Source organism: Streptomyces sp. NPDC050842, from assembly GCF_044456565.1.
Taxonomy (GTDB): Bacteria; Actinomycetota; Actinomycetes; order Streptomycetales; family Streptomycetaceae; genus Streptomyces.
The window spans coordinates 294442-312911 of record NZ_JBITGA010000001.1 but is presented as its reverse complement, the minus strand read 5'-3'; the positions used below and the strand labels follow the sequence as shown (position 1 = coordinate 312911).

General features: G+C 69.6%; 18 protein-coding genes and 3 pseudogenes. 6 read left to right on the top strand and 15 right to left on the bottom strand.

Annotation, left to right across the window (positions count from 1 at the left end):
* Positions 1-7 precede the first annotated feature (7 nt).
* Both ACIBG6_RS01490 and ACIBG6_RS01485 read right to left on the bottom strand, forming a co-directional pair.
* Positions 8-1471, bottom strand: coding sequence for a globin domain-containing protein (locus ACIBG6_RS01490; protein ID WP_399220434.1), 1464 nt, complete (start codon positions 1469-1471; stop codon positions 8-10).
* A gap of 601 nt (positions 1472-2072) precedes the next feature.
* Positions 2073-2249: a hypothetical protein gene (locus tag ACIBG6_RS01485; protein WP_399220433.1), complete on the bottom strand. Its 177-nt coding sequence runs from the start codon at positions 2247-2249 to the stop codon at positions 2073-2075.
* A gap of 209 nt (positions 2250-2458) precedes the next feature.
* On the opposite strand from ACIBG6_RS01485, the gene ACIBG6_RS01480 reads away from it, so the two are divergent.
* A complete protein-coding gene (locus ACIBG6_RS01480) occupies positions 2459-3682 on the top strand; it encodes a PP2C family protein-serine/threonine phosphatase (protein WP_399220432.1) in 1224 nt (407 codons plus the stop codon).
* A gap of 401 nt (positions 3683-4083) precedes the next feature.
* Here the strand turns inward: ACIBG6_RS01480 and ACIBG6_RS01475 are convergent.
* The 7 genes and pseudogenes from ACIBG6_RS01475 to ACIBG6_RS01445 form a co-directional block, all read right to left on the bottom strand.
* A pseudogene (locus ACIBG6_RS01475) lies at positions 4084-4570 on the bottom strand (LLM class flavin-dependent oxidoreductase); the annotation flags it as partial.
* 151 nt (positions 4571-4721) lie between these two features.
* On the bottom strand, positions 4722-5129 hold the full coding sequence (locus ACIBG6_RS01470; RefSeq protein ID WP_399220431.1) for a flavin reductase family protein: 408 nt from the start codon (positions 5127-5129) through the stop codon (positions 4722-4724).
* 103 nt (positions 5130-5232) lie between these two features.
* Positions 5233-6600, bottom strand: coding sequence for a mycothione reductase (locus ACIBG6_RS01465; protein WP_399220430.1), 1368 nt, complete (start codon positions 6598-6600; stop codon positions 5233-5235).
* 12 nt (positions 6601-6612) lie between these two features.
* Positions 6613-7641 carry an iron-containing redox enzyme family protein gene (locus tag ACIBG6_RS01460; protein WP_399220428.1) on the bottom strand — a complete coding sequence of 343 codons (1029 nt, stop codon included), beginning with the start codon at positions 7639-7641 and terminating at the stop codon, positions 6613-6615.
* A complete protein-coding gene (locus ACIBG6_RS01455) occupies positions 7638-7919 on the bottom strand; it encodes a CDGSH iron-sulfur domain-containing protein (RefSeq protein WP_399220427.1) in 282 nt (93 codons plus the stop codon). Before ACIBG6_RS01455 ends, ACIBG6_RS01460 begins: the two co-directional genes overlap by 4 nt.
* Positions 7909-8589: a HemK2/MTQ2 family protein methyltransferase gene (locus ACIBG6_RS01450; RefSeq protein WP_399220426.1), complete on the bottom strand. Its 681-nt coding sequence runs from the start codon at positions 8587-8589 to the stop codon at positions 7909-7911. The genes ACIBG6_RS01455 and ACIBG6_RS01450 overlap by 11 nt, the downstream gene beginning before the upstream one ends.
* A gap of 236 nt (positions 8590-8825) precedes the next feature.
* Positions 8826-9547 (bottom strand): annotated as a pseudogene (locus tag ACIBG6_RS01445) (zinc-binding dehydrogenase); the annotation flags it as partial.
* Positions 9548-9683: 136 nt separating this feature from the next.
* On the opposite strand from ACIBG6_RS01445, the gene ACIBG6_RS01440 reads away from it, so the two are divergent.
* Complete coding sequence (locus tag ACIBG6_RS01440; protein ID WP_399220425.1) at positions 9684-9968, top strand: hypothetical protein; 285 nt, start codon at positions 9684-9686, stop codon at positions 9966-9968.
* A gap of 60 nt (positions 9969-10028) precedes the next feature.
* Here the strand turns inward: ACIBG6_RS01440 and ACIBG6_RS01435 are convergent, their stop codons facing one another.
* The 3 genes from ACIBG6_RS01435 to ACIBG6_RS01425 all read right to left on the bottom strand — a co-directional run bounded on the left by ACIBG6_RS01435 (position 10029) and on the right by ACIBG6_RS01425 (position 13167).
* Positions 10029-10859 (bottom strand): DUF1206 domain-containing protein, encoded by an 831-nt coding sequence (locus tag ACIBG6_RS01435; RefSeq protein WP_399220424.1) that lies wholly within the window; start codon positions 10857-10859, stop codon positions 10029-10031.
* 319 nt (positions 10860-11178) lie between these two features.
* Complete coding sequence (locus ACIBG6_RS01430; protein ID WP_399220422.1) at positions 11179-12243, bottom strand: SRPBCC family protein; 1065 nt, start codon at positions 12241-12243, stop codon at positions 11179-11181.
* A gap of 3 nt (positions 12244-12246) precedes the next feature.
* Positions 12247-13167, bottom strand: coding sequence for a histone H1-like repetitive region-containing protein (locus tag ACIBG6_RS01425; RefSeq protein WP_399220421.1), 921 nt, complete (start codon positions 13165-13167; stop codon positions 12247-12249).
* A gap of 217 nt (positions 13168-13384) precedes the next feature.
* On the opposite strand from ACIBG6_RS01425, the gene ACIBG6_RS01420 reads away from it, so the two are divergent.
* The 3 genes and pseudogenes from ACIBG6_RS01420 to ACIBG6_RS01410 all read left to right on the top strand — a co-directional run bounded on the left by ACIBG6_RS01420 (position 13385) and on the right by ACIBG6_RS01410 (position 15002).
* Positions 13385-13711: a gas vesicle protein gene (locus ACIBG6_RS01420; RefSeq protein ID WP_399220420.1), complete on the top strand. Its 327-nt coding sequence runs from the start codon at positions 13385-13387 to the stop codon at positions 13709-13711.
* Between the two features lie 297 nt (positions 13712-14008).
* A pseudogene (locus tag ACIBG6_RS01415) lies at positions 14009-14242 on the top strand (gas vesicle protein K); the annotation flags it as partial.
* 301 nt (positions 14243-14543) lie between these two features.
* The gene (locus ACIBG6_RS01410) at positions 14544-15002 is read left to right on the top strand and encodes a hypothetical protein (RefSeq protein ID WP_399220419.1); all 459 of its coding nucleotides are present in this window, start codon (positions 14544-14546) and stop codon (positions 15000-15002) included.
* Between the two features lie 153 nt (positions 15003-15155).
* Here the strand turns inward: ACIBG6_RS01410 and ppk2 are convergent, their stop codons facing one another.
* A complete protein-coding gene (gene ppk2, locus ACIBG6_RS01405) occupies positions 15156-16133 on the bottom strand; it encodes a polyphosphate kinase 2 (RefSeq protein WP_399220418.1) in 978 nt (325 codons plus the stop codon).
* 169 nt (positions 16134-16302) lie between these two features.
* Positions 16303-16728, bottom strand: coding sequence for a DUF3592 domain-containing protein (locus tag ACIBG6_RS01400; RefSeq protein ID WP_399220417.1), 426 nt, complete (start codon positions 16726-16728; stop codon positions 16303-16305).
* 171 nt (positions 16729-16899) lie between these two features.
* On the opposite strand from ACIBG6_RS01400, the gene ACIBG6_RS01395 reads away from it, so the two are divergent.
* Positions 16900-17109 carry a type II toxin-antitoxin system RelE/ParE family toxin gene (locus ACIBG6_RS01395; protein ID WP_399220416.1) on the top strand — a complete coding sequence of 70 codons (210 nt, stop codon included), beginning with the start codon at positions 16900-16902 and terminating at the stop codon, positions 17107-17109.
* Positions 17110-17199: 90 nt separating this feature from the next.
* Here the strand turns inward: ACIBG6_RS01395 and ACIBG6_RS01390 are convergent, their stop codons facing one another.
* Positions 17200-18438 carry an MFS transporter gene (locus ACIBG6_RS01390; protein WP_399220414.1) on the bottom strand — a complete coding sequence of 413 codons (1239 nt, stop codon included), beginning with the start codon at positions 18436-18438 and terminating at the stop codon, positions 17200-17202.
* Between the last annotated feature and the right edge of the window lie 32 nt (positions 18439-18470).

Below are 18470 nucleotides of genomic sequence, written 5' to 3'. Positions count from 1 at the left end.
AATGTGCTCAATTCCTTGCCCCGACCAGTTCCTCGATGGAGTCGTGCCGTATGCGGTGGGCGGGTATGCCGATGTCCACCAGGGTGTCGACGCCGCGGCGAATCATGCCGGGCGGTCCCGACAGGTACGCGTCGTAGGTGTGCCACGGGCCGTACTCGTACACGGCTTCCGGGAGCCGGGCGCCCAGGCCGCCGCCTGGACCGTCGTCGACGACCGGACGGACGGAGAGCCAGGGGTGCGACTGCTGCATCCGGAGCATGGTCTCGATGTCGTACAGGTCGTGGTCCCGGCGGGCTCCGTAGAACACCTGGACGGAGCGGTGGCGGCCGTGCTGGGCCACGTCCTCGACCAGGGCCTTGATGGGCGCGATGCCGGTGCCGCCGCCGAGGCACAGGAGCCCGTTGTCGGTGCTGTGGTCCACGGTCATGGATCCGGCGGGGGGACCGAGCCGGATGACGTGCCCCGGGCGGGCGCGGTGCACGAGGGCGTTGGAGACCCAACCCGCCGGCACGGCCTTCACGTGGAAGGAGAGCAGGCCGTCGGAGCGGGGTGCGCCGGCGAAGGAGTAGTGCCGCCAGACGCGCGGCCACCAGGGGGTCTCCAGGGCGGTGTACTGCCCGGCGAGGAAGGGGTACGGCTGGTCTGGCCGGACCGTCACGACGGCGATGTCGGGCGTACGCATGTCATGGGCGACCACCTCCGCCTGCCACGAGGCGGGGGCACGCAGCGCGTCCTCGGCCGCCGCGTCGATCATGATCTGGGAGATCGTGGTGTAGGCGGCCACCCAGGCGGACTCGGCCCTGGGCCCCCAGCTCCGCGGGGCGTAGCGGGAGAGGGCGCCGATGAGGCATTCGCCGACGGCGGGATAGTGCTCGGGAAGGGTGCCGTACTTCCGGTGTCCGCGGCCTAGGTGGGACAGGTACGCGGCCAGGGTGGCGGTGTCGTCCGCGTGGGTCGCGGCAGTGAGCAGCGCCTTGAAGAGGCGGTCGCGCTGGGTGTCCATGGCAGCGGGGAAGAGTGCCCGCAGGTCGGGGTGGCGGAGGAAGAGCAGGGCGTAGAAGTGCGAGGTGACCTTGTCGGCGATCGGCTCGATCTCGGCCATGGTGCGCCGCAGGAGGCCTACGTCGGACGTGTCCTCCGGGGCCGGGGACGGAGGTGGAGCCGGGGCCGGAGTCGGGGTGGCGGCCTGGGGCGGGCCCTGCCGCTGAGCCGGAACCTGGGCGGGTGAATCGGGTGCCGTGCGGCTCCGGTCGACGCCGCTGCCCACGGGGCGTATCTGGGTGAAGGGTCTGCCGGACATGCGGCCCACGGCGTCCCGGTGCCCGTCCTGCTGACCATCGCGCTCGCCGCCGCGCTGTCCGTTCCGGTGATGCTGCGGGTCTGTTCCGAACCAGCCGGCGCTCCGACTGCCGCCGCCGGAACTGTCGCCGGACCTATCGCCACCGGCGGACGTAGGGGTCGGAGCATCCATCGGTTTGCCTCGCCTCGAGCATCTTTCGGTCGACTGCGTACGTGGGGTCCGAGTGCGCCCCCATCCTTCCTCTCCGTATCGGAATTCCCGGCGTTTCATCCCAGCTTTCAAAGCCAATGACACGCGCCGCACTTGATACGCGACAGCACTCGAACGTGCGAACGGACTCGACCATACCCCGCTCGCAAGCACGCGTGACCAGACCCTTAAGCCGCCACGGCCCCGCGGCATTTGGGCAGGTCAACACGGTGCGCGGGCGAGAAACTCGGGCTCCGTGATGAGTTACCGACGAGTTCGAGCGATACGACGAGCCGTTCGCCACAGGCTCATGAGGAAATTCCCGACGGAAATGAAGCAGGGCACCTCGAACCTCTCACACTGCACGCGCGGATTCCTCACTTTCTCCACATTCGGGTGCCGCCGCGGAGCCAGAGAGCCATCAGGGCCCCAGGCATGTCGGGTCGTCAACGACTCCGCGTGGGCGGGGAATGACAACGAGCTGGTGCTGCACGCGTCCTCCGGGTGGTACGACGGGCCGGCCCGTCGCGGTTCTCCCCGCCGTCGCGGCGGACGCGCCGGCCCTTCGTCGCTCCGCCGCGTTTCAGGCTCCGACCATTGATGTCCGTCGGGGGTGGCCGTGGACCTTTCCGTTCGTGGAGATCAGGTAGCGGCCGCAGTCGAGGAGGACGTTCGAGAAGTTGTTGGCCCTGCCGTGACGGGCGACCTTCAGCGCGTCGATCCGTACTGCCCCGGCCCGGACCCACCCCCGCAGGCGCACCCAGGTGCACCGCGTCCTCGCCAACCTCCGCGGCCACCGCTGACGGCCGCTCACCCGGCCCGGCGGGCCGGTGGAACGACGCCCCGCGCGGCATACGGCGCGGGGCGTCGCCACGCGCGGCGTCCGCCGCTTTCAGCCCTGTTCCGGCGCATGATGAGAGGGTCACCTGGGGCCGCCGGTGACCGGCGGCGAAAGGCAGGCTGGTACCGGTGGAGAACGACACTCTGGGCTCGGTCCTGGCCGACGTGCTGGCCTCGTCCCACCGCCTCGCGCCTCGTGCGCTCCCCGACCTCGTGCAGGACGCCGGCCGGCGGCTGGGGCTGTCCGGTGCCCGCGCATACGTGGCCGACCTGCAGCAGCGCGATCTGGTCCCGCTCCTGGCTCCCGAGCAGGCGGGAAGGTTCACCGCCGACGGCGGGACCGCGGACCTGGAGACACTGCCCGTCGACAACTCGCTCGCCGGACGCGCCTACCGCACCGAAACCGTGCAGCTGAGCCGGCCGGACGCCGGCGACTCCGAACGGACGGGATGGATCCCGGTCGTGGACGGCATCGGCCGGTTGGGAGTGTTGCGCGTGACCGCGCCGGAACTCGATGCGTCCCTGCTGCACCGGTGCGAGGCCCTCGCCGACTTGGTCGCCATGATCCTCGCGGCGATGCATACGTACAGTGACCTCCTGGCCCGGACCATGCGCACCCGGCCGATGAGCCTGCAGGCCGAGTTGCTGTGGGCGTTCCTGCCACCGCGCACCATCGGCACCGCGGCGGTGACCTCCAGCGCCGTCCTGGAACCCGCGTACGAGGTGGGCGGGGACGCGTACGACCACAGCCTGGCCGGAGAAGTGCTGCACCTGACGCTTCTGGACGCCATGGGTCACGACCTCGCGTCCGGCGGCTGCAGCGCCACGGCGCTGGCCGCCTGCCGTTCCGCTCGGCGCTCGGGCGGCCGCCTCGACGACATCGCCGTAGAGATCGACCGCGCCTTGGACCGCTGGATCCCGGGGCGCTTGCTGACCTGCGTCATCGCCAACCTCGACACCACCACCGGCCGGCTGGACTGGATCAACTGCGGCCACCCTCCCCCACTGCTGATCCGTGACCGCCGGGTCGTGACCGGCGCACTCGACCGCACCCCCCATCCACCACTAGGGCTGACCGGCTACGACGTGCCACCCCCGCACGTCCACAGCGCCCACCTGCAGCCCGGCGACCGACTGCTGTTGTTCACCGACGGTGTCACCGACGCACGCTCCGCCGCCGGCGAGCTGTTCGGTGAACAACACCTGGCCGACGCCGTCGTCCGTGCCCTGACCGACGGCCTCCCCGCACCCGAAGCCCTGCGCCGCCTGATCCAGCAGATCCTCGTGCACCAGGACCAACGCCTGAACGACGACGCCACCCTTCTTCTCACCGAATGGCACCCCCAGCCCTGATGAAACCCGCCGGGGAAAGCCGTGCCCCCGCCGGAGCCGACAGAGCCATCCGTGCCACGACGTCCCGGCCCATGAGCGACGCGGGTCACGCCGAGACCGACCCGCCACCACACCGCCGGGCGCCGGGCGCTACGCCTCCCGGCCCATCGGCTCCGAAGCCTCAGGCGGCCTCCCTCTCCATCGACAGACATCGTGGCCGGCCTCCAGACCAGGCGACGGAGCAGTACGGAGTCATCAGCGGCACGAGTTCCTGGCGCCTGCTGTTGCGGAGCACCGGGCCGGTCGTCGAACGGCCGCAGCGGGCGACTGCGTTCAGCAGACCGTGGCCCAGCGTCTCCGGGAATGCCGCGGCGTCCCAGAGCCGCCCCGCCGGCAAGAGCACCACACCCCGTTCGCTCAGCCTCCCCTCGCTGCTCGGTGGCGATGAGCAGCTCGCCGTAGCGGCCGGCGATCTCGCAGGAGCGGTCTCCGGAGACGGCGATCCCGATCGGGGGCGGATGGATCGTCGGGGAGATCCCAGATACCGCTGGCGAACAGGGAACCGTGATCGCCCACGGATTCCCTTCCTCGAGCATGTCCAGGCGGACGTGGGCGGCGGCCAGCCCGCGCCGATGATGTGCTCGTTGAGGTTCTCGCCCGACCCCAGGCCCTGCCGGAAGCGCCCCTTGGGCAGGAGCTGCATCGTGGCCGCCTACTGGGCGACCACCGCGGGGTGGTAGCGGAACGTCGGGCAGGTCACGTACGTCATGAGCGGGATCCGGGAGGTCGCCTGCGCGGCGGCGCCCGGCACGCTCCACGGGTAGGGCGCGGCCCCTGGGCCTCCAGCCAGGGGAAGGAGTGGTCGGAGATGACGGAGAAGTCGAATCCTGCCCGCTCCACTGCCACCACGTGGTCGACAAGTTCCCGGGGTCAGGCCTGCTCGGCCATCATCGTGCATCCGATTCGCGCCATATTGGGCGGCTTTCCGCTTCGGTCCCCTGAAACGTGTGGCCGCTCCCTGCGGGGCGGGGCTGGGCGCGGCTCGCGCTGGCCGGGCGGATCACGCGGTACCGGCCCCCGCACGGTCCGTGGCCTCAGGCCGGGTGCCCCGGATCGAGATCCCGTAGCTCCCGGTATCGGAGCAGCACGGGCGGTGGGCCCTCGCTCCTTCTCCCGGCCGCCAGCCGATCGTTGCGAACTTGTCGACCCGGTCGCCCGTCTCCTCTCCGAAGAGCTCCGCCGGCGCCCGCTCGTCCCGGTGGAGCACGTGCGCTGTGAGGTACTCGGCCTCGCGCGCGACGCGGTAGGTGTGGTTGGCGACCGACAGCCACACGGCGAACCTCGGCGGGTCGATGGAGCACTGCGAGGCGAAGCCCACCAGGCAGCCCGCCCGCTCTCCGCCGGACGCGGCCGTGACCACGTACATCGGGGCGTCGAGTTCGTCGGTGAAGGGATCCGGGTCCGTCACAGCGCCTCCTGTGGTTCCGCATGGTCCAGTGGGCCCCGTCGGCGGGCAACCGGCGCTGCCCGTCGCTCGGCCGACCGGGGGACCGATCCCGGTACGGCGGGCCTCACAGACCGAGGTCGAGGAGGGCGTTCTCCACGACCTCGGTGAGCGCGGGATGGATCCAGTACGGGGATTCGACGAGCGTGGTGGCGTCGATTCCGAGCGTCGCCGCCAGGACGAGGGGCTGGATGAGTGTCGAAGCCTCGGCGCCCATCAGGTGGGCGCCGAGAAGACGCCCGGTGCCGGGCTCCGCGAGCACCTTGCAGAATCCGGTGGTGTCCTCCATCGCCCAGCCGTAGGCGACGTCGCCGTAACCGGCCAGGCCCACGACGTAGTCAAGGCCTCTGTCGCGGCAGTCCTGCTCGGTGGCGCCGACCGAGGCGATCTGGGGCTGGGTGAAGACCGCCGCGGGTACCAGGTCGTGGTCGGCGGCGATGAGGTCGTCCGGATGACGGAGGTTGTGTGCGACGACCTTCGCCTCACGGTTGGCGACGTGCTTGAGGGGCACCGGTGAGGAGATGTCCCCCAGGGCGAAGACGCCGTCCGCGGTGGTGCGCTGATGTCGGTCGACGCACACCCGGCCGTCGTCGTGGGTGGCGATACCGGCCGCTTCCAGGTTCAGCCGGTCGCTGTTCGGGGCCCGGCCCACGGCGACGAGCAGCATGTCCGCGTCGACCGTCGATCCGTCGTCCAGGCTCAGCCGCAGCGCGCCCGGCCGTCCGCCGACTCCTGTGAGCTCCCGGCCGAGCCTGAGGTCGTAGCGGGAGCGGACCAGTTCCGTGAACCGCTCCGCGACGGTCTCGTCCTGGGGACCGAGCAGGCGCTTCTCCTTCTCCACGATGGTGACGGAGCATCCCGCCTCCGCGAACACCTCGGCCAGCTCCGCGGCGATGTATCCGCCCCCGAGGATCGCCAGGCGCCGGGGCGGAGCATCGATCCGCATGATGGTGTCGGACGTCTCGTACGGCAGGCCCGCCTCCGCGACAGGCCCGGGGATGGAGGGCCGGCTGCCCGCCGCGACGACGATCTTCCCGGCGCTGACGTCGACGGTCCGGTCTTCACGCTCGATCCGAAGGCTCCTGGGTCCGATGAACCGGGCTCTGCCCTCGTACACGGTGACCGAGTCCTGCTGCACGCGCCCCTGGCGGCCGCTGTCCCGTTCGGTGTCCACCCGCCCGAAGACCCGGTCGCGCACCTGGCGCCAGCGCACCGCTCGCAGTTCGGCGTCCACGTCGTACGTCCCGGCCTCCCGGACGGTGCGGGCGACCTGCGCGGTGTACGCGAGCATCTTGCTCGGGATGCACCCGGAGTTGAGGCAGGTGCCGCCGAACCAGCGCTCCTCGACGATGGCCACGTCCAGATCGGCGAGCGAATCGTCGACAACGGCATTGCCGGATCCTGCACCGATGACGACAAGATCGTGGTGACGCATCCGGCCAGCCTCTCAGGTCCGTGCGCTCAAGGGCGTGCGCAACGCGCTGCGTCCCTGGGCCCAGGCCGCGCCGATGTGCTCCGCGAGGCGGTCCTCCAGGTGGACGGTGGCCGCGCAGCCGAAGGCGATGTCCGCCTCCAGGGACGGCTCGTCCGCGAGCAGTCCGCCGACGACCTCACGGCGCACGACCTGCTCGTGCACGGCGTCCGCCTCGACGTGCTCGTCGTAGAAATGCTCGGCGGCCGTTCCTGCCCCGCAGCGCCGCATCGCCTTGGCGAGCCGTCTGGAGCCGGGCGAGGAGGTCACCTCGACGCAGGCGAAGTGACCGACGAGGAAACCTCGGTGGGACCGGTGGAGCCCGAAGAGCGACATCAGGTTGACGGTGGCGAGCAGCGGCGCGGGAGCGTGGTCCAGGTAGCGGCCGTACGCGGGGTCGAGGCCGAGGTCCACCATGAGGTCGGCGAAGAGCTGGGCGTGAATCCGGTCGGGGTGGCCGGCACCGAACTCGTCGTACTCGATGGCGGCCATCGCGGCCTTGGCCCTGCCCCGCAGCCGGGGGATCACCCAGACGTGCGGGTCGGCTTCCTTGAGGTGGTAGAGCGAGCGAAGAGCCGCGTACTCCCGCAACTGCCACAGCTCGCCCTTCCGTTCCAGGTAACGGCTGAGACCAGCGACGGAGTCCAGTGGTTCGACGAGGAGCGGCGCGAAGGCCTCCGCGACCGATCGGGGGGCGTCGGACAACTGGGTGCTCAAGGCGTGCAGGAAGCGGGATTCCATGGCCTGACGCAGCCGCAGGAGTTCCGGGTCCCATTCGCGGTCGTCGTCCACACCGTCGAAGCCGCGGTAGTGGAGCTCGTAAAGGAGGTAGAGCGCGAGCTGGAGGTCCTCGCCCCAGGGGTCGGCTGTCAGTACGGCGCCCGGGCGGTACGCCGGAGTGCCGTTCGACCGAAGGGCCTCGGTGACGGCGGCGGACAACGTACCGCGCGGTTCGACCAGGCGGGGCTCCGCGGTGGCCGTGGTGCTCGTCAGCGAGGGCGTCATGAGGGGTTCCTGTCCTTGGAGGGCGGGACGGCGCGCTCGCGGGGGCGGTGACTGGTGTCGCACCACGGGTAGATGCGGCTGCGGCGGCAGGTGCAGAGGGCGACCATGAAGCGCTCGCAACGGGCGACCGTTCCGTCGTCGAGGACGATCTCGACCGGCCCCTCGACCAGGACAGGTCCCTTCGGGTCCTTGGCCGCCCGGTTTGCCGGCGCCTCCGCGCGTGCCGGACCGGAGGTGTTCTGGGAGTCGCCGGGGGTGTGCCGGGAGTCAGCAGGCACGGATGACCACCAGCTCTTCCCGTTCCTCGGCTTCGGCCGCCAGGCCCACCCGCGCCAGCCAGGACCGGCGCGAGCACAGGACGGGACCCCAGGGCACCGAGGCCCTGGCCGTGACGTCCGCTGCCATCCCCGCCTCGATCAGTCGGTCGACGGTCTCCTGGGCCCCGCACATCTGGGAATGCACCAGGAGCAGGACCCCACCGGGCCGCAGCAGCGCCGGAGCGCTCTCGCAGATGCGATCGATGACGCCTCGCCCGTCCGGTCCGGCGTCCCAGGCCCGTTCCGGCCCCCGCGAGGGCAGCAGGACGTCCGGTGCCGGCACATAGGGCGGATTCGAGACGACGAGGTCGAAGCGGCGGCCCGGGCTGTGCGCCGCGAAGTCGCCGTGAACGACGCGCACAGGCAGCCTCTGGCGCAGAGCGTTCAGGCGGGCGGTGACCACGGCGGGCCATGAGATGTCGACCGCCGTGACCCGCGCCCGTCGCCGAGCTGCGTCGAGGGCGAGTGCGCCGGTGCCCGTACCGATCTCCAGCACCTCGGTCCCGGGCCCGAGGTCCTCCTGGGCGAGGGCGTGGGCGAGCAGACGCGTGTCCGCCTGCGGCCGGTAGACGCCGGGCAGCGCGATCAGCCGGCCTGGCAGTGTGCCCAGGGTCAGAGCCGTACCGGACACGAGACACCTCCATGATCGACGGGACCGATCGCGGGCGGGACGGCGCGGACCGGCTGCTCCCTGCGACTGCCCCGTGCGGGGCGGCCCATCCACGATGCGGCGATCTATCGACCCGAACGGAGTCAACGGACACGAGGAGTGACGCCGGTCTGCCCCGCCCGCCGCCTGTGGGGCAGGCGGGGCCGCGACCAAGAAGCCCGCCGAAATGCGGGAGCCGAGCTGCGGCGGAAGGGTCATCAGCCGGGGGTCAGCACCACCTTGACCATGCCGTCCCGCTTCGCCTGGAACGTCTCGTAGGCCTGGGGCGCCTCCTCGAGCGGAAGGACACGGGTTGCGAACTCGTCGACTCCCCACGGATCGCTGTCGTCGAGCGGCGGCAGGATGTCGTCCACCCGACGCCGGACGTTGGCCTGGCCCATCCGGAGCTGGAGCTGCTTGTCGAAGAGGCTGCGCATCGGCACGGGGTCGACGGCGCCGCCGTAGACGCCGACCAGACTGATGGTGCCGCCGCGGCGTACCGCGTCCACCGCCGCGTCGAACACGGCCATGCTGTCCACACCGGCCTTGGTCATCAGCCTCTTGCCGAGGGCGTCGGGCAGCAGCCCCGTGACTCACTGCGCGGCTTCGGTGAGGGGGCGCCGTGCGCCTCCATACCGACGGCGTCGATAACGGCATCCGTGCCTCAGCCGTGCGTGAGGTCCCGTATCCGGTCCCCGAGCCCGTCGCCCAGCTCGGCGAGGTCGAGCGTGTGGACACCGTGCTCCTGAGCACGAGAGAGCCGTTCGGGGACGAGGTCCACGCCGAGGACCTCACCCGCGCCCCTGTGAAGGGCCACGCGAGCGGCCATGTCGCCGATGGGTCAGAGTCCCAGCACCGTCGCGCTGCCCCCAGGCGGAACTTCGGCGTAGGCGACGGCCTGCCAGGCGGTCGGCAGGACGTCGGAGAGGTAGCGGTACTTTCGGTAGAACACCAGCTCAGGGGCGTGCACAAAGCGACGTTGCTTCGCATAATGGTCAGTGGCCTCGCGCGCCGCCTCGCATGCGACCGAGCACCCCGCCGGGTAGGGCTCGACTCCCCCACGGAAGGAGATCGTCGTGCTGATCAGCCATGCGTTCGTCCACGGGGTTCTGCACATGGCGCTCCCGTCCGACCTCGACGTCACCAACCGGGCCGCGGCCGTGCTGGAGACCGAGGCGCTCGTCCATGCCCATCGCCCCCGCCTCGTGCGGATGCGGCTGGCCGGTCCCGACCCGTCGCCGGCCTCGCTCAGCGCGCTCGCCCGGGCACGGAGGTTGTGCGCCGGCCTCGGCATCCCTCTCATCGCCGCCCACCCCACGACAGCGCGAGCAGACGCCTCCGACGCGCCCAGGACCGCATGATCACCTGAGACCCGAGGGCGGCTCCCGCGGGATCGGCGGCCGTGCGGCCCGGCCCGGCTCTCAGAGCTCTCGCCACTTGGACTGGCCGAAGGAGAACGCCCCGAAGAGGACGAGACCGACGGCCACGGCGACCAGAAGCCACGGGCCCGCCGGGGCTTGTGCCAACGAGCGGATCGCGTCGTCCACGCCCTTGGCCTCGCCCGGATCGGACTGACTCGATGCCTTCATGCCGAAGAAGCCGACGGCGGCGAACACGAGCCCGCGCGCGACGCCGCCCGCTGTGCCCGTCACGTCCATGAAGCCGCGCTCCAGCGTGAGCATCCGCTGCCACTCCAGATGCTCGCGGTACTGCCGCAGCACGGCCCGGCCTGCGATCCACAGCCCCGCGCCCAGGAAGCCAGCAGCCACCACCCCCACCCACCACGGGCCTCCGGGCAGTGACAGCAGCCGGCTCGTGAGGTCATGGCTCTGCCTGTCGGTCGAGCCCGCGCCACTGCCCCGGTCCCCCGCCGCGAAGGACAGGACGAGGAATGAGGAGACCGCGTAGAACGCGAACCGGCCACCGGACAGAGCGCGTTTCCCTGGGCGGTCGCCCTTCGGCCCGGCGGCCCCGAAGAGCGCCTCCGAAAGCCGCCACAACGCCATGCCGGCGAGGCCGACACCGAGAGCCCAAAGCAGGACGAACCCGAACGGCGTCGAGACGACCTCCGCGAGGGCCCCGCCCCGGTCGGCCTGCTCGCTCGTGCCCGTCAGACCGATGCGTACCGCCAGGGCTCCGACGAGGAGGTACAGCACCCCGCGCGCCACGAAACCCGCCCGCGCAGCTGCCCGTACGCCCCTTGCACGGACCGCTCCTCTCGCCACGGTCGTGGACGACTCTCCTGTGGTCATGACCGGTCACTCCCCTCGGGTTGGAACCTTCGGGTGCCCCGTATCCCCCGGCCGAACCACCGGACGTCTCTCGACAGCATTCTCGAGGCGTCGTCGAGACTCGCGAGGCTGGCAGTGCTTCAGGTGCCGCCGACCGGTCAGCCGATGGGAACGGCACCCGCACCCGTGGACAGGAGGAATGACAAGGACACGCTGAAGCATTGACCGACCACCAGCCGGTGGATTCCTGGGGGTTCTGCTGAGAGGGGCGACGTTACGTCGCCCCTCTCAGCAGAACCCCCAGGCCCCCGCTCTCCGGCCCCCGTGATCGCGCACGCCACTACCGTCGACGGCGCGGACGGGTTGCTTCGTCGGCTTCGTCCTCGTCGTCCTCTTCAGGAACATCTCCCTCTGCGTACTCCTCCTCGCCATTGGCGTAACTACCGTCGGGTCCCTCTTCGTCTTCCTCAGCCTCTTCCTCCTCAGGCTCTTCGCCTTCCTCGAACTCGCCGCCCTCTTCGTCGTCTTCGTACTCCCCTTCCGCCTCGCCCGCGTCTTCGTCTTCCTCGTACTCCCCTTCTTCCTCCAGCGCCTCTTCGTGGGTGACGACCACCTCGCCGTCTCGGATCTCGCCGCGCCAGCCCTCCGGCTCGTCGGTGGTGAGTGAGACATGCCGCAGGAAATGCTTGAGGTCCAGGCGCAGGCGGCGGCCTTGAGCGCGCCACAGGTTGCCGGTCTTCTCAAAGAATCCGGAGGGGTAGTACTCCACCACCACGACGATGCGGGTCAGCGACTGAGCGAGCTCGTGGAAGCTGACGCAGCCGCGGGTGCTTCCCTTCGCGCCTTCGGAAGTCCATACGATCCGCTCATCGGGTATCTGCTCCTGAACGGTGGCCTTCCAGCCGCGCGTCGAAGGCCCGACCTTGATTTTCCAGTCGCTGGTGGTGTCATCGTTGCGTGAGACGTCGCGAACGCCCTTGGCGAAGCCACTGAAGTCCTCGTACTGAGACCAGTGGTCATAGACGGTGCGCAGCGGCAGGCCGACGTCGATGAACTCGACGATGTTGATGACCTTCCCGCCGCTCTTACGGCCCTTCTTGCCCTTGCCGAAGATTTGGGAAGCGGCGCCGGTCACCTTGTCCTTGAGGCCACTGAGGCCCTGGCCCATCATTGCCTTCACGGGCGAGTCGCCCTGCAACATCCGCCCCCCGATTCCGGCCACGTCAGAGAGTTTCCCGTTGCCTTCCGCCACGTCAGAGAGCTGATCGGTCACTTCCCCCAGCTTGTCCGACGCCTTATCGGCAAGCTGCTCGGCTTGGGCTCCCAGGAATGACGTCAGCTCTTCGAGCAGCTGGTCCAGTCCCGACTTCGGTTCTTGCGCGCTGGCGCGTTCTGACTGTGCCATGACCTACCTCCGCGTGGACGGCTTGCGGCCTGACGTCTTCTTCGCCGCCGTCTTCCTGGCCGCCGTCTTGCGTGCGGGTGTACGCGCTGTCGTCTTCTTTGCCGGCGCCGTCTTACGTGCCGACGCGCGCGCTGCGGTCTTCTTCGCCGGCGCCGTCTTGGCCGTCTTCTTGCCGGCGGCCTTGGCAGGTGCGGCCTTCTTGGTCGGCTGGGCCTTCTTGGCGGCTGCGGAGCGTGCTGAAGGCTTCCCCGCTGAGCTCTTCTTCGCCGCGGTCTTCTTCGCCGCGGTCTTCTTGGCCGCCGTCTTCTTGGCCGCCGTCTTCTTGGCGGGTGCTGCGGGCTTGGAGGCGCTCGGTCGCCGCGCCCTTCGGGGCCGGGGCTCTTCCTGAGGCTCTTCCTCTTCCTCCGGCTCCTCCGCTTCTTCCTCTTCCGGCTCGTACGCTTCCTCCGCTTCTTCCTCTTCCTCCTCCGGCTCTCCTTCCTCTTCTTCCTCCTCCTCGGCCTCCGGCTCCGCGTAGCCCTGTTCGTCCTCGTCCTCGTCCTCGTACTCGCCCTCGGTTTCGTACTCGTCCTCGTCCTCGTAGGGCTCCTCTTCGTCTTCCCTCTTGCCCACGCTCGTCAGTTCGAGGGTGCGGTTGTGGAGCGAGTCGGCGAGGTCGCCGAGCTTGCGATTTGCCGCGGCTCCCAAAGCCTTCTTGCCCGCGTCCAGGGCCTCGCCCCGCAACTGTTCGCTGATTTCAGCGAACTGGGGCGTCTCCTTGAGCTTGCTGAGGCCCTCCATCATGAGCTGACGCGGCTCAAGGCCGAAGCGGCGGCCGGCAAGATACGTGGCCACTGTGAGTGCGAGGCGGCCCTTCTTGGTGCGTCCGAGTACGTAGCCGCCGGCCACAGCGGCCGCGAGCGCGTATTTGGTCGTGTCCTGCATGAGCTGTATCCCTTCATCAGGGCGCTTGCGGGCTGTACGTCGCCGCACAGGAATACCGTCTGGGCCAACGGGCCGTGTGGCTGCGTTCTGCGCTGGCAGCCGAAGAAGCGGCTCCGCTCAGGCGGTGTCCACACCGCCTACCCCGACACGGGAGATATATCCCCATATGCTGACATTGTAGTTTCAGCGAGCGGTGTTCCCCCAGTGGAGTGACCACATGGCCGCAGCAGAACCGACACGTCCGAGGAGAGTCCGCCCCCGCCCGGCCGAGAACGCCGAGGAACGGGAGCGGCCGTCGGCACGCCCCGCTTCCGCCAAGCGGCCGTCAGGCGCTCCCAACGCGTCGTCGGCGATACGTTCCGCAGCCGGGCAACTGGCCCAACTGCTCGGGAGGCCCCCTGACTCCGTCTCATCGCTCAGGCCGACCGAGGACGGCTGGGAGGCACAGGTGGAAGTGGTGGAACTGGAACGCATCCCCGACACGACCAGCGTGATGGCCAGCTACAAGGTCGCCCTGGATCCCGAGGGGCAGCTTGTCTCCTAAGAACGAACCCGCCGGTACAGCCGAGGCATGATCGACCGGCCGACCTGAAGACCTGCCGCCCGGGAAGGGAGGCGCCATGACCATGGCGCCGCAGAGGGGCGGCAACGTAAGCAGGGGCGGAAGCCGCACAGGCGGAAGCAACCTCGATGACGTGTTGGAGCTCATTCTCGACCGCGGTCTAGTGGCCGAAGCGCAGGGACATCGGCGCCGCCGCCACCCGCGGCGAGGGCGGCGAGGGCGGCGCCTGAATGAGCCGGAAGGCTTGCGACATCGAGTCACCGACGTCATGGAGGCCGGGACCGGGATGCAGTGGGAGAGGACCTGCTCAGACTCGTCCTCACCCTGGTCGAACTCCTTCGTCAGCTCATCGAGCGCCAAGCATTGCGCCGTGTGGACTCGGGGGACCTCCCAGACGAGCAGGAGGAGGAGCTGGGAGCCACGCTCTCGGCACTCCACGACCGGCTTGCCGACTTGTGCGCCCAGCACGGCTATGCGCTGGAGGATCTCAATCTCGACCTCGGCCCCCTGGGGCCGTTCGGAGCCGCCCCATTGGCGACGCGTACAGCCCCGGGAGACCATGGCAGCAGCGCCGCTTCACGCGTAGGCGGCCCCCGAGCCACGTACCGCGAGGAGCTCCATGTCCTTTGCTGCGCCCCGAGTGGAGTAGAGCGCCGGCTCAGCGCCGGGAATCCAGCCACTCGCCGCGCAATGTTCCCAGTAGGGGTACTTCGCCCGCTGGCTCAGTCCGAGGATCGCGGCCGGCTCGACGACCTACCTGAGCGCACCAGCATCGAAGCCAGCGGCGACATGGCCGGGATGGAGAAGCACACCGATGACCAGCCAGCACGACGGTAACGAGCCCTCTTCCCCCTCTGTGGAACCTCCAGAGGCCGAGCGCACACAGGGCGAACCCGGCCAAGCCGACGAGCCATCGGCCGGAGCCGACGGCAGGACCGCAGCGAAGGAGAAGGCTGCCGCGGTCAAGGAACACACCATCGCCAAAGCCAAACAGGCCACCGCCCAGGTCCGTGAGAAGGCTGCCCATACGACTGAGCTGGCAAAGAGCAAGACACCCGAGCCTCTCCTGCACACAGCGACCCAAACCGCAGCGCACGTCCGCGACACCGCATCCCGAGCCGGACACCTCGCAGCCGACAAAACCCCCGACGCGGTCCGTGAAAAGGCTGCTCACGCGGCGCACGCGGCAGGATCCACATGGCCCCCACTGCTTTCAGCGGGGATCGCCCTCCTCATCGTTCTCCTCGTGCGCCGCGGTCGGCGGAACCGCTGAAAAGCACCGAGAGGAGCCGGCGCCCCACCCGACGGTGCCGCTGCCCGGTCAGCACGGTCTCGCCGCCGACGAGTCCGACCGCAGTGTCCGACCGACCGCGCGTGGCCTCGGGGTCCAGGGTTCGAGGGCGAGTACGCCGATTCGCCTCGTGTGTCAGGGGTGCTTTGGGTGGGGGTGCACGCCGGGGCCGATGGTCTGCCCTGCCAGTGGGGTGGGTGAGAGGTCGGAAGGCTCCTCACCGGGCTCGAGGAGCGTGTCGGCGGCACCCACGACGAGGTGGTCGGGACGGCCGATCATCTCTTCGTCTTTACCTTTGTACTCAAGACGCCACAGCAAGCTCCGCATGGCCTCCAGCCGACCCCGCCGCTTGTCGTTGCTCTTGACCACCGTCCACGGCGCGTGATCGGTGTCCGTCGCACGGAACATGGCGATCTTCGCGGTGGTATAGGCGTCCCACAGGTCCAAAGAGGCCAGGTCCGTGGGCGACAGCTTCCATTGCCGCACCGGATCGACCTGCCGGATCGCGAAACGGGTGCGCTGCTCGGCGCGGGAGACCGAGAACCAGAACTTGACCAGCGCGATCCCGTCCTCCACGAGCATCGCTTCGAAGGCCGGACACTGCCGCAGGAACAGATCGCACTGCTCCGGGGTGCAAAAGCCCATGACTTTCTCGACTCCGGCCCGGTTGTACCAGGAACGGTCGAAGAAGACGATCTCACCCGCTGCCGGCAGATGGGCGATGTACCGCTGGAAGTACCACTGGCTCTCTTCCCGCTCGGTCGGCCTGTTCAGGGCGACGATCCGTGCCCCACGGGGGTTGAGCCGCTCGGTGAACCGCTGGATCGTCCCGCCCTTGCCCGCCGCGTCTCTGCCCTCGCAAATCACCACCAGCCGTGCACCCGTGCCCTGCACCCAGTGCTGCAGCTTCAGAAGCTCGATTTGCAGCACCCGCTTCGTCCGCTCGTACTCTCGGCGCCTGATCTTGCGGTCGTACGGATAGTTCTCCTGCCACGTACGGATTGGCGCGCCGGAGGCATCCAGCAGTATCGGCTGCTCCGGCCGACGGTCGTCCACGCTCAGGCCGGAGAGCAGGTCCTCTGCTTCCTGCCGCTGAGATTCCGGATCACTCACGTCCCGCGTCTACCCCGAGCGGCACCCAGGTACCACGGGAGACGGCATCCGAAAAGACTTCCCTGCGCCATCACGCGACCGTTTCGGGCCGGCATCGGCCCCTAACCGAGCTCATGGCGTCTGGGTGGGGCGGGGTGGGATGTCTGATCCGGTCAGGGCCGGCCCTGCCTCACTGGCCGGTGATGTCCGCGTACGCCAAGAATGTCAGGACCAGTCCGCCCGTCGCGAGTGCCCCCGCGAGAAGGAAGGCCGCAGTAGTGACGACCGGCATGGCCACGAGATCGACGACTGCGAACGAGACGGCCTTGGGATCGGTCGTCCGGTAACGAAGACGCGCACGCGAGCCGACCTTGCGCCGGTCGTCATCCGAGGTGCGCGGTACATAGGCGTGGTGGCTCCCGCCGTCCGGTGTGGTGAAGCGATAGAGGTGGCGAGAGGTACCAGAACTTACGCAGGTACCGACGACGCCGGCTGTGCCGCGCAGGGCTTCACGGGTCTCATGAAACAGGCGCACGCCCTTGCGGGCCACGAGCCAGCTCACCCAGAGCAGAAGCGCTGCGAGAATCACACCCGACAAGCCCACCAGAATGCGCATGTATCCCCCTCCCCGCGTAGTGCACGGACAGCACACCACCCTGGACGCTACAGAACTTGATGGGGCGATGCCGTACTGGTTGCCCGACAGCCGGAGGGGGTGGGTCACGAGATGCCTCGATGTCCAGCCCGGTGAAGAACGGGTCAGCCTGTACAGCGCGATCAGCGCGGCATGGTCGAGGACTGCCGTCAGGTTCACGCGGCGTGGCTCTGGTGGGCGCGGATCTTCGCCCAGCCCCTGTCCCGCAGGCAGTACCGAGTACGGCTTCCCGACCTGCGCCGGATGCCCGTCGGGCGTTATCGGGTCCTGTACGAGATCACCGAGGCCACCATCACCATCGTGGTCATCCACGTGGGCCGCATCTGGGGACAGTCCGTGTGAAGTCCTTGACCCAGATGATTGAGGGGCGGAGATGGAGGTCGGCGAGGTAGCTCTGAGGGGTCTTGTCATAGCGGGTGGCGATGTCACGACTCAGGTGCTCGACCCCTTGTTCGTGTCGGCAAGTTCGCGCCCGCCGTCAGCTTCGGCCGGCAGCGCTCCGGCCACCGGTCCGATGCTCCGGAGCCCGGGTGTGAGGGCGAGGGTGACCGCGGCGGAAGCGGCGGCCATCACCGTCATGGCGGTCGCGGGTGAGGTGAGTTGCGCAATGCCGCCTGCGACCGCTGCGGCGATGCCCTGCATGGTGAACATCCCTGAGTGGTGCAGTCCGAGAGCGTGACCCGTCAGCTCGCTCGGGGTCAGGGACATCAGGCGTTCCTGGAGCAGAAGGTTGGCGGAGAAGCCGGTCGAGGCCACGGTCACGGCGGCGAGTGCCACGGGCAGCGCCGGGTGCAGGAAGAAGATCAGATATGGGGCGGCGAGCAACAGCAGCAGTGGCGGCGCACCGAGCCTGTCGCGCCAGTTCGCGGGCAGGAAGCGGCCGGTCACGGTGTCCCCCGCCAGCATGCCCACCGCGGCGGAGGCGAACAGGAGCCCCGCGTGGTGTGGTGCGTAGGAGACGAAGAGGGACTCGCAGCCGACGACGAGTCCGTTGGGCACCCACAGGGCGAGGTAGACGCGGCGCCGCGGCTTCGCGGCCCACAGGCGCGCGTTCGTCCGCCAGGTCTCGCTCGCGGAGGGACGGCCTTGTGCGCGCGGGAGCCGTCTCGCGAGACCGATGCGGGCGACGGCCGCGGAGACGACGAAGAGGGCGGCGCCGATGAGCAGGGCCCCGCGCGGCGCCAGGACGTTGACGAGTACGCCGCCGACGGCGTACCCGCAGATCTGCAGGCTCCCCGCGCACATGTTGAGCACCGAACGGCCGAGCAGATAGCCCTCTGCGGGGAGGATCTCGGTAAGCAGTCCGTAGCGCACTCCGCCGCCGACCGAGCCGAGCATGCCCTGTACCGACAGGATCGCGAAGAACGCCCCCATGGGGAGGCCGGGCAGGGCCAGGGTGGTGGTGGCCGCGGCGAAGAAGAGCGCCAGGCCGACGGTCGCGGCGCGCGGCGGCAGGCGGTCCACCGCCGACAGCAGAACACTCGCGCCGATCATCTGCGCCAACAACGGGCCGAACATGCTGAGGGCGGCGAGGAGCGGCGATCCGGTCGCACCGTAGACGAGCGTCCCCACGGCCATTCTGCTCACCGTCTGGGCCGCCACGTGTGAGGCGAAGGCCGCGAACAGCGGGGTGAACTCCGGGGTCTTGAAAAGCTCCTGGTACGTGCGCATGGCCGCAGTGTCGTCAGGCGGTCGGAGGCGGA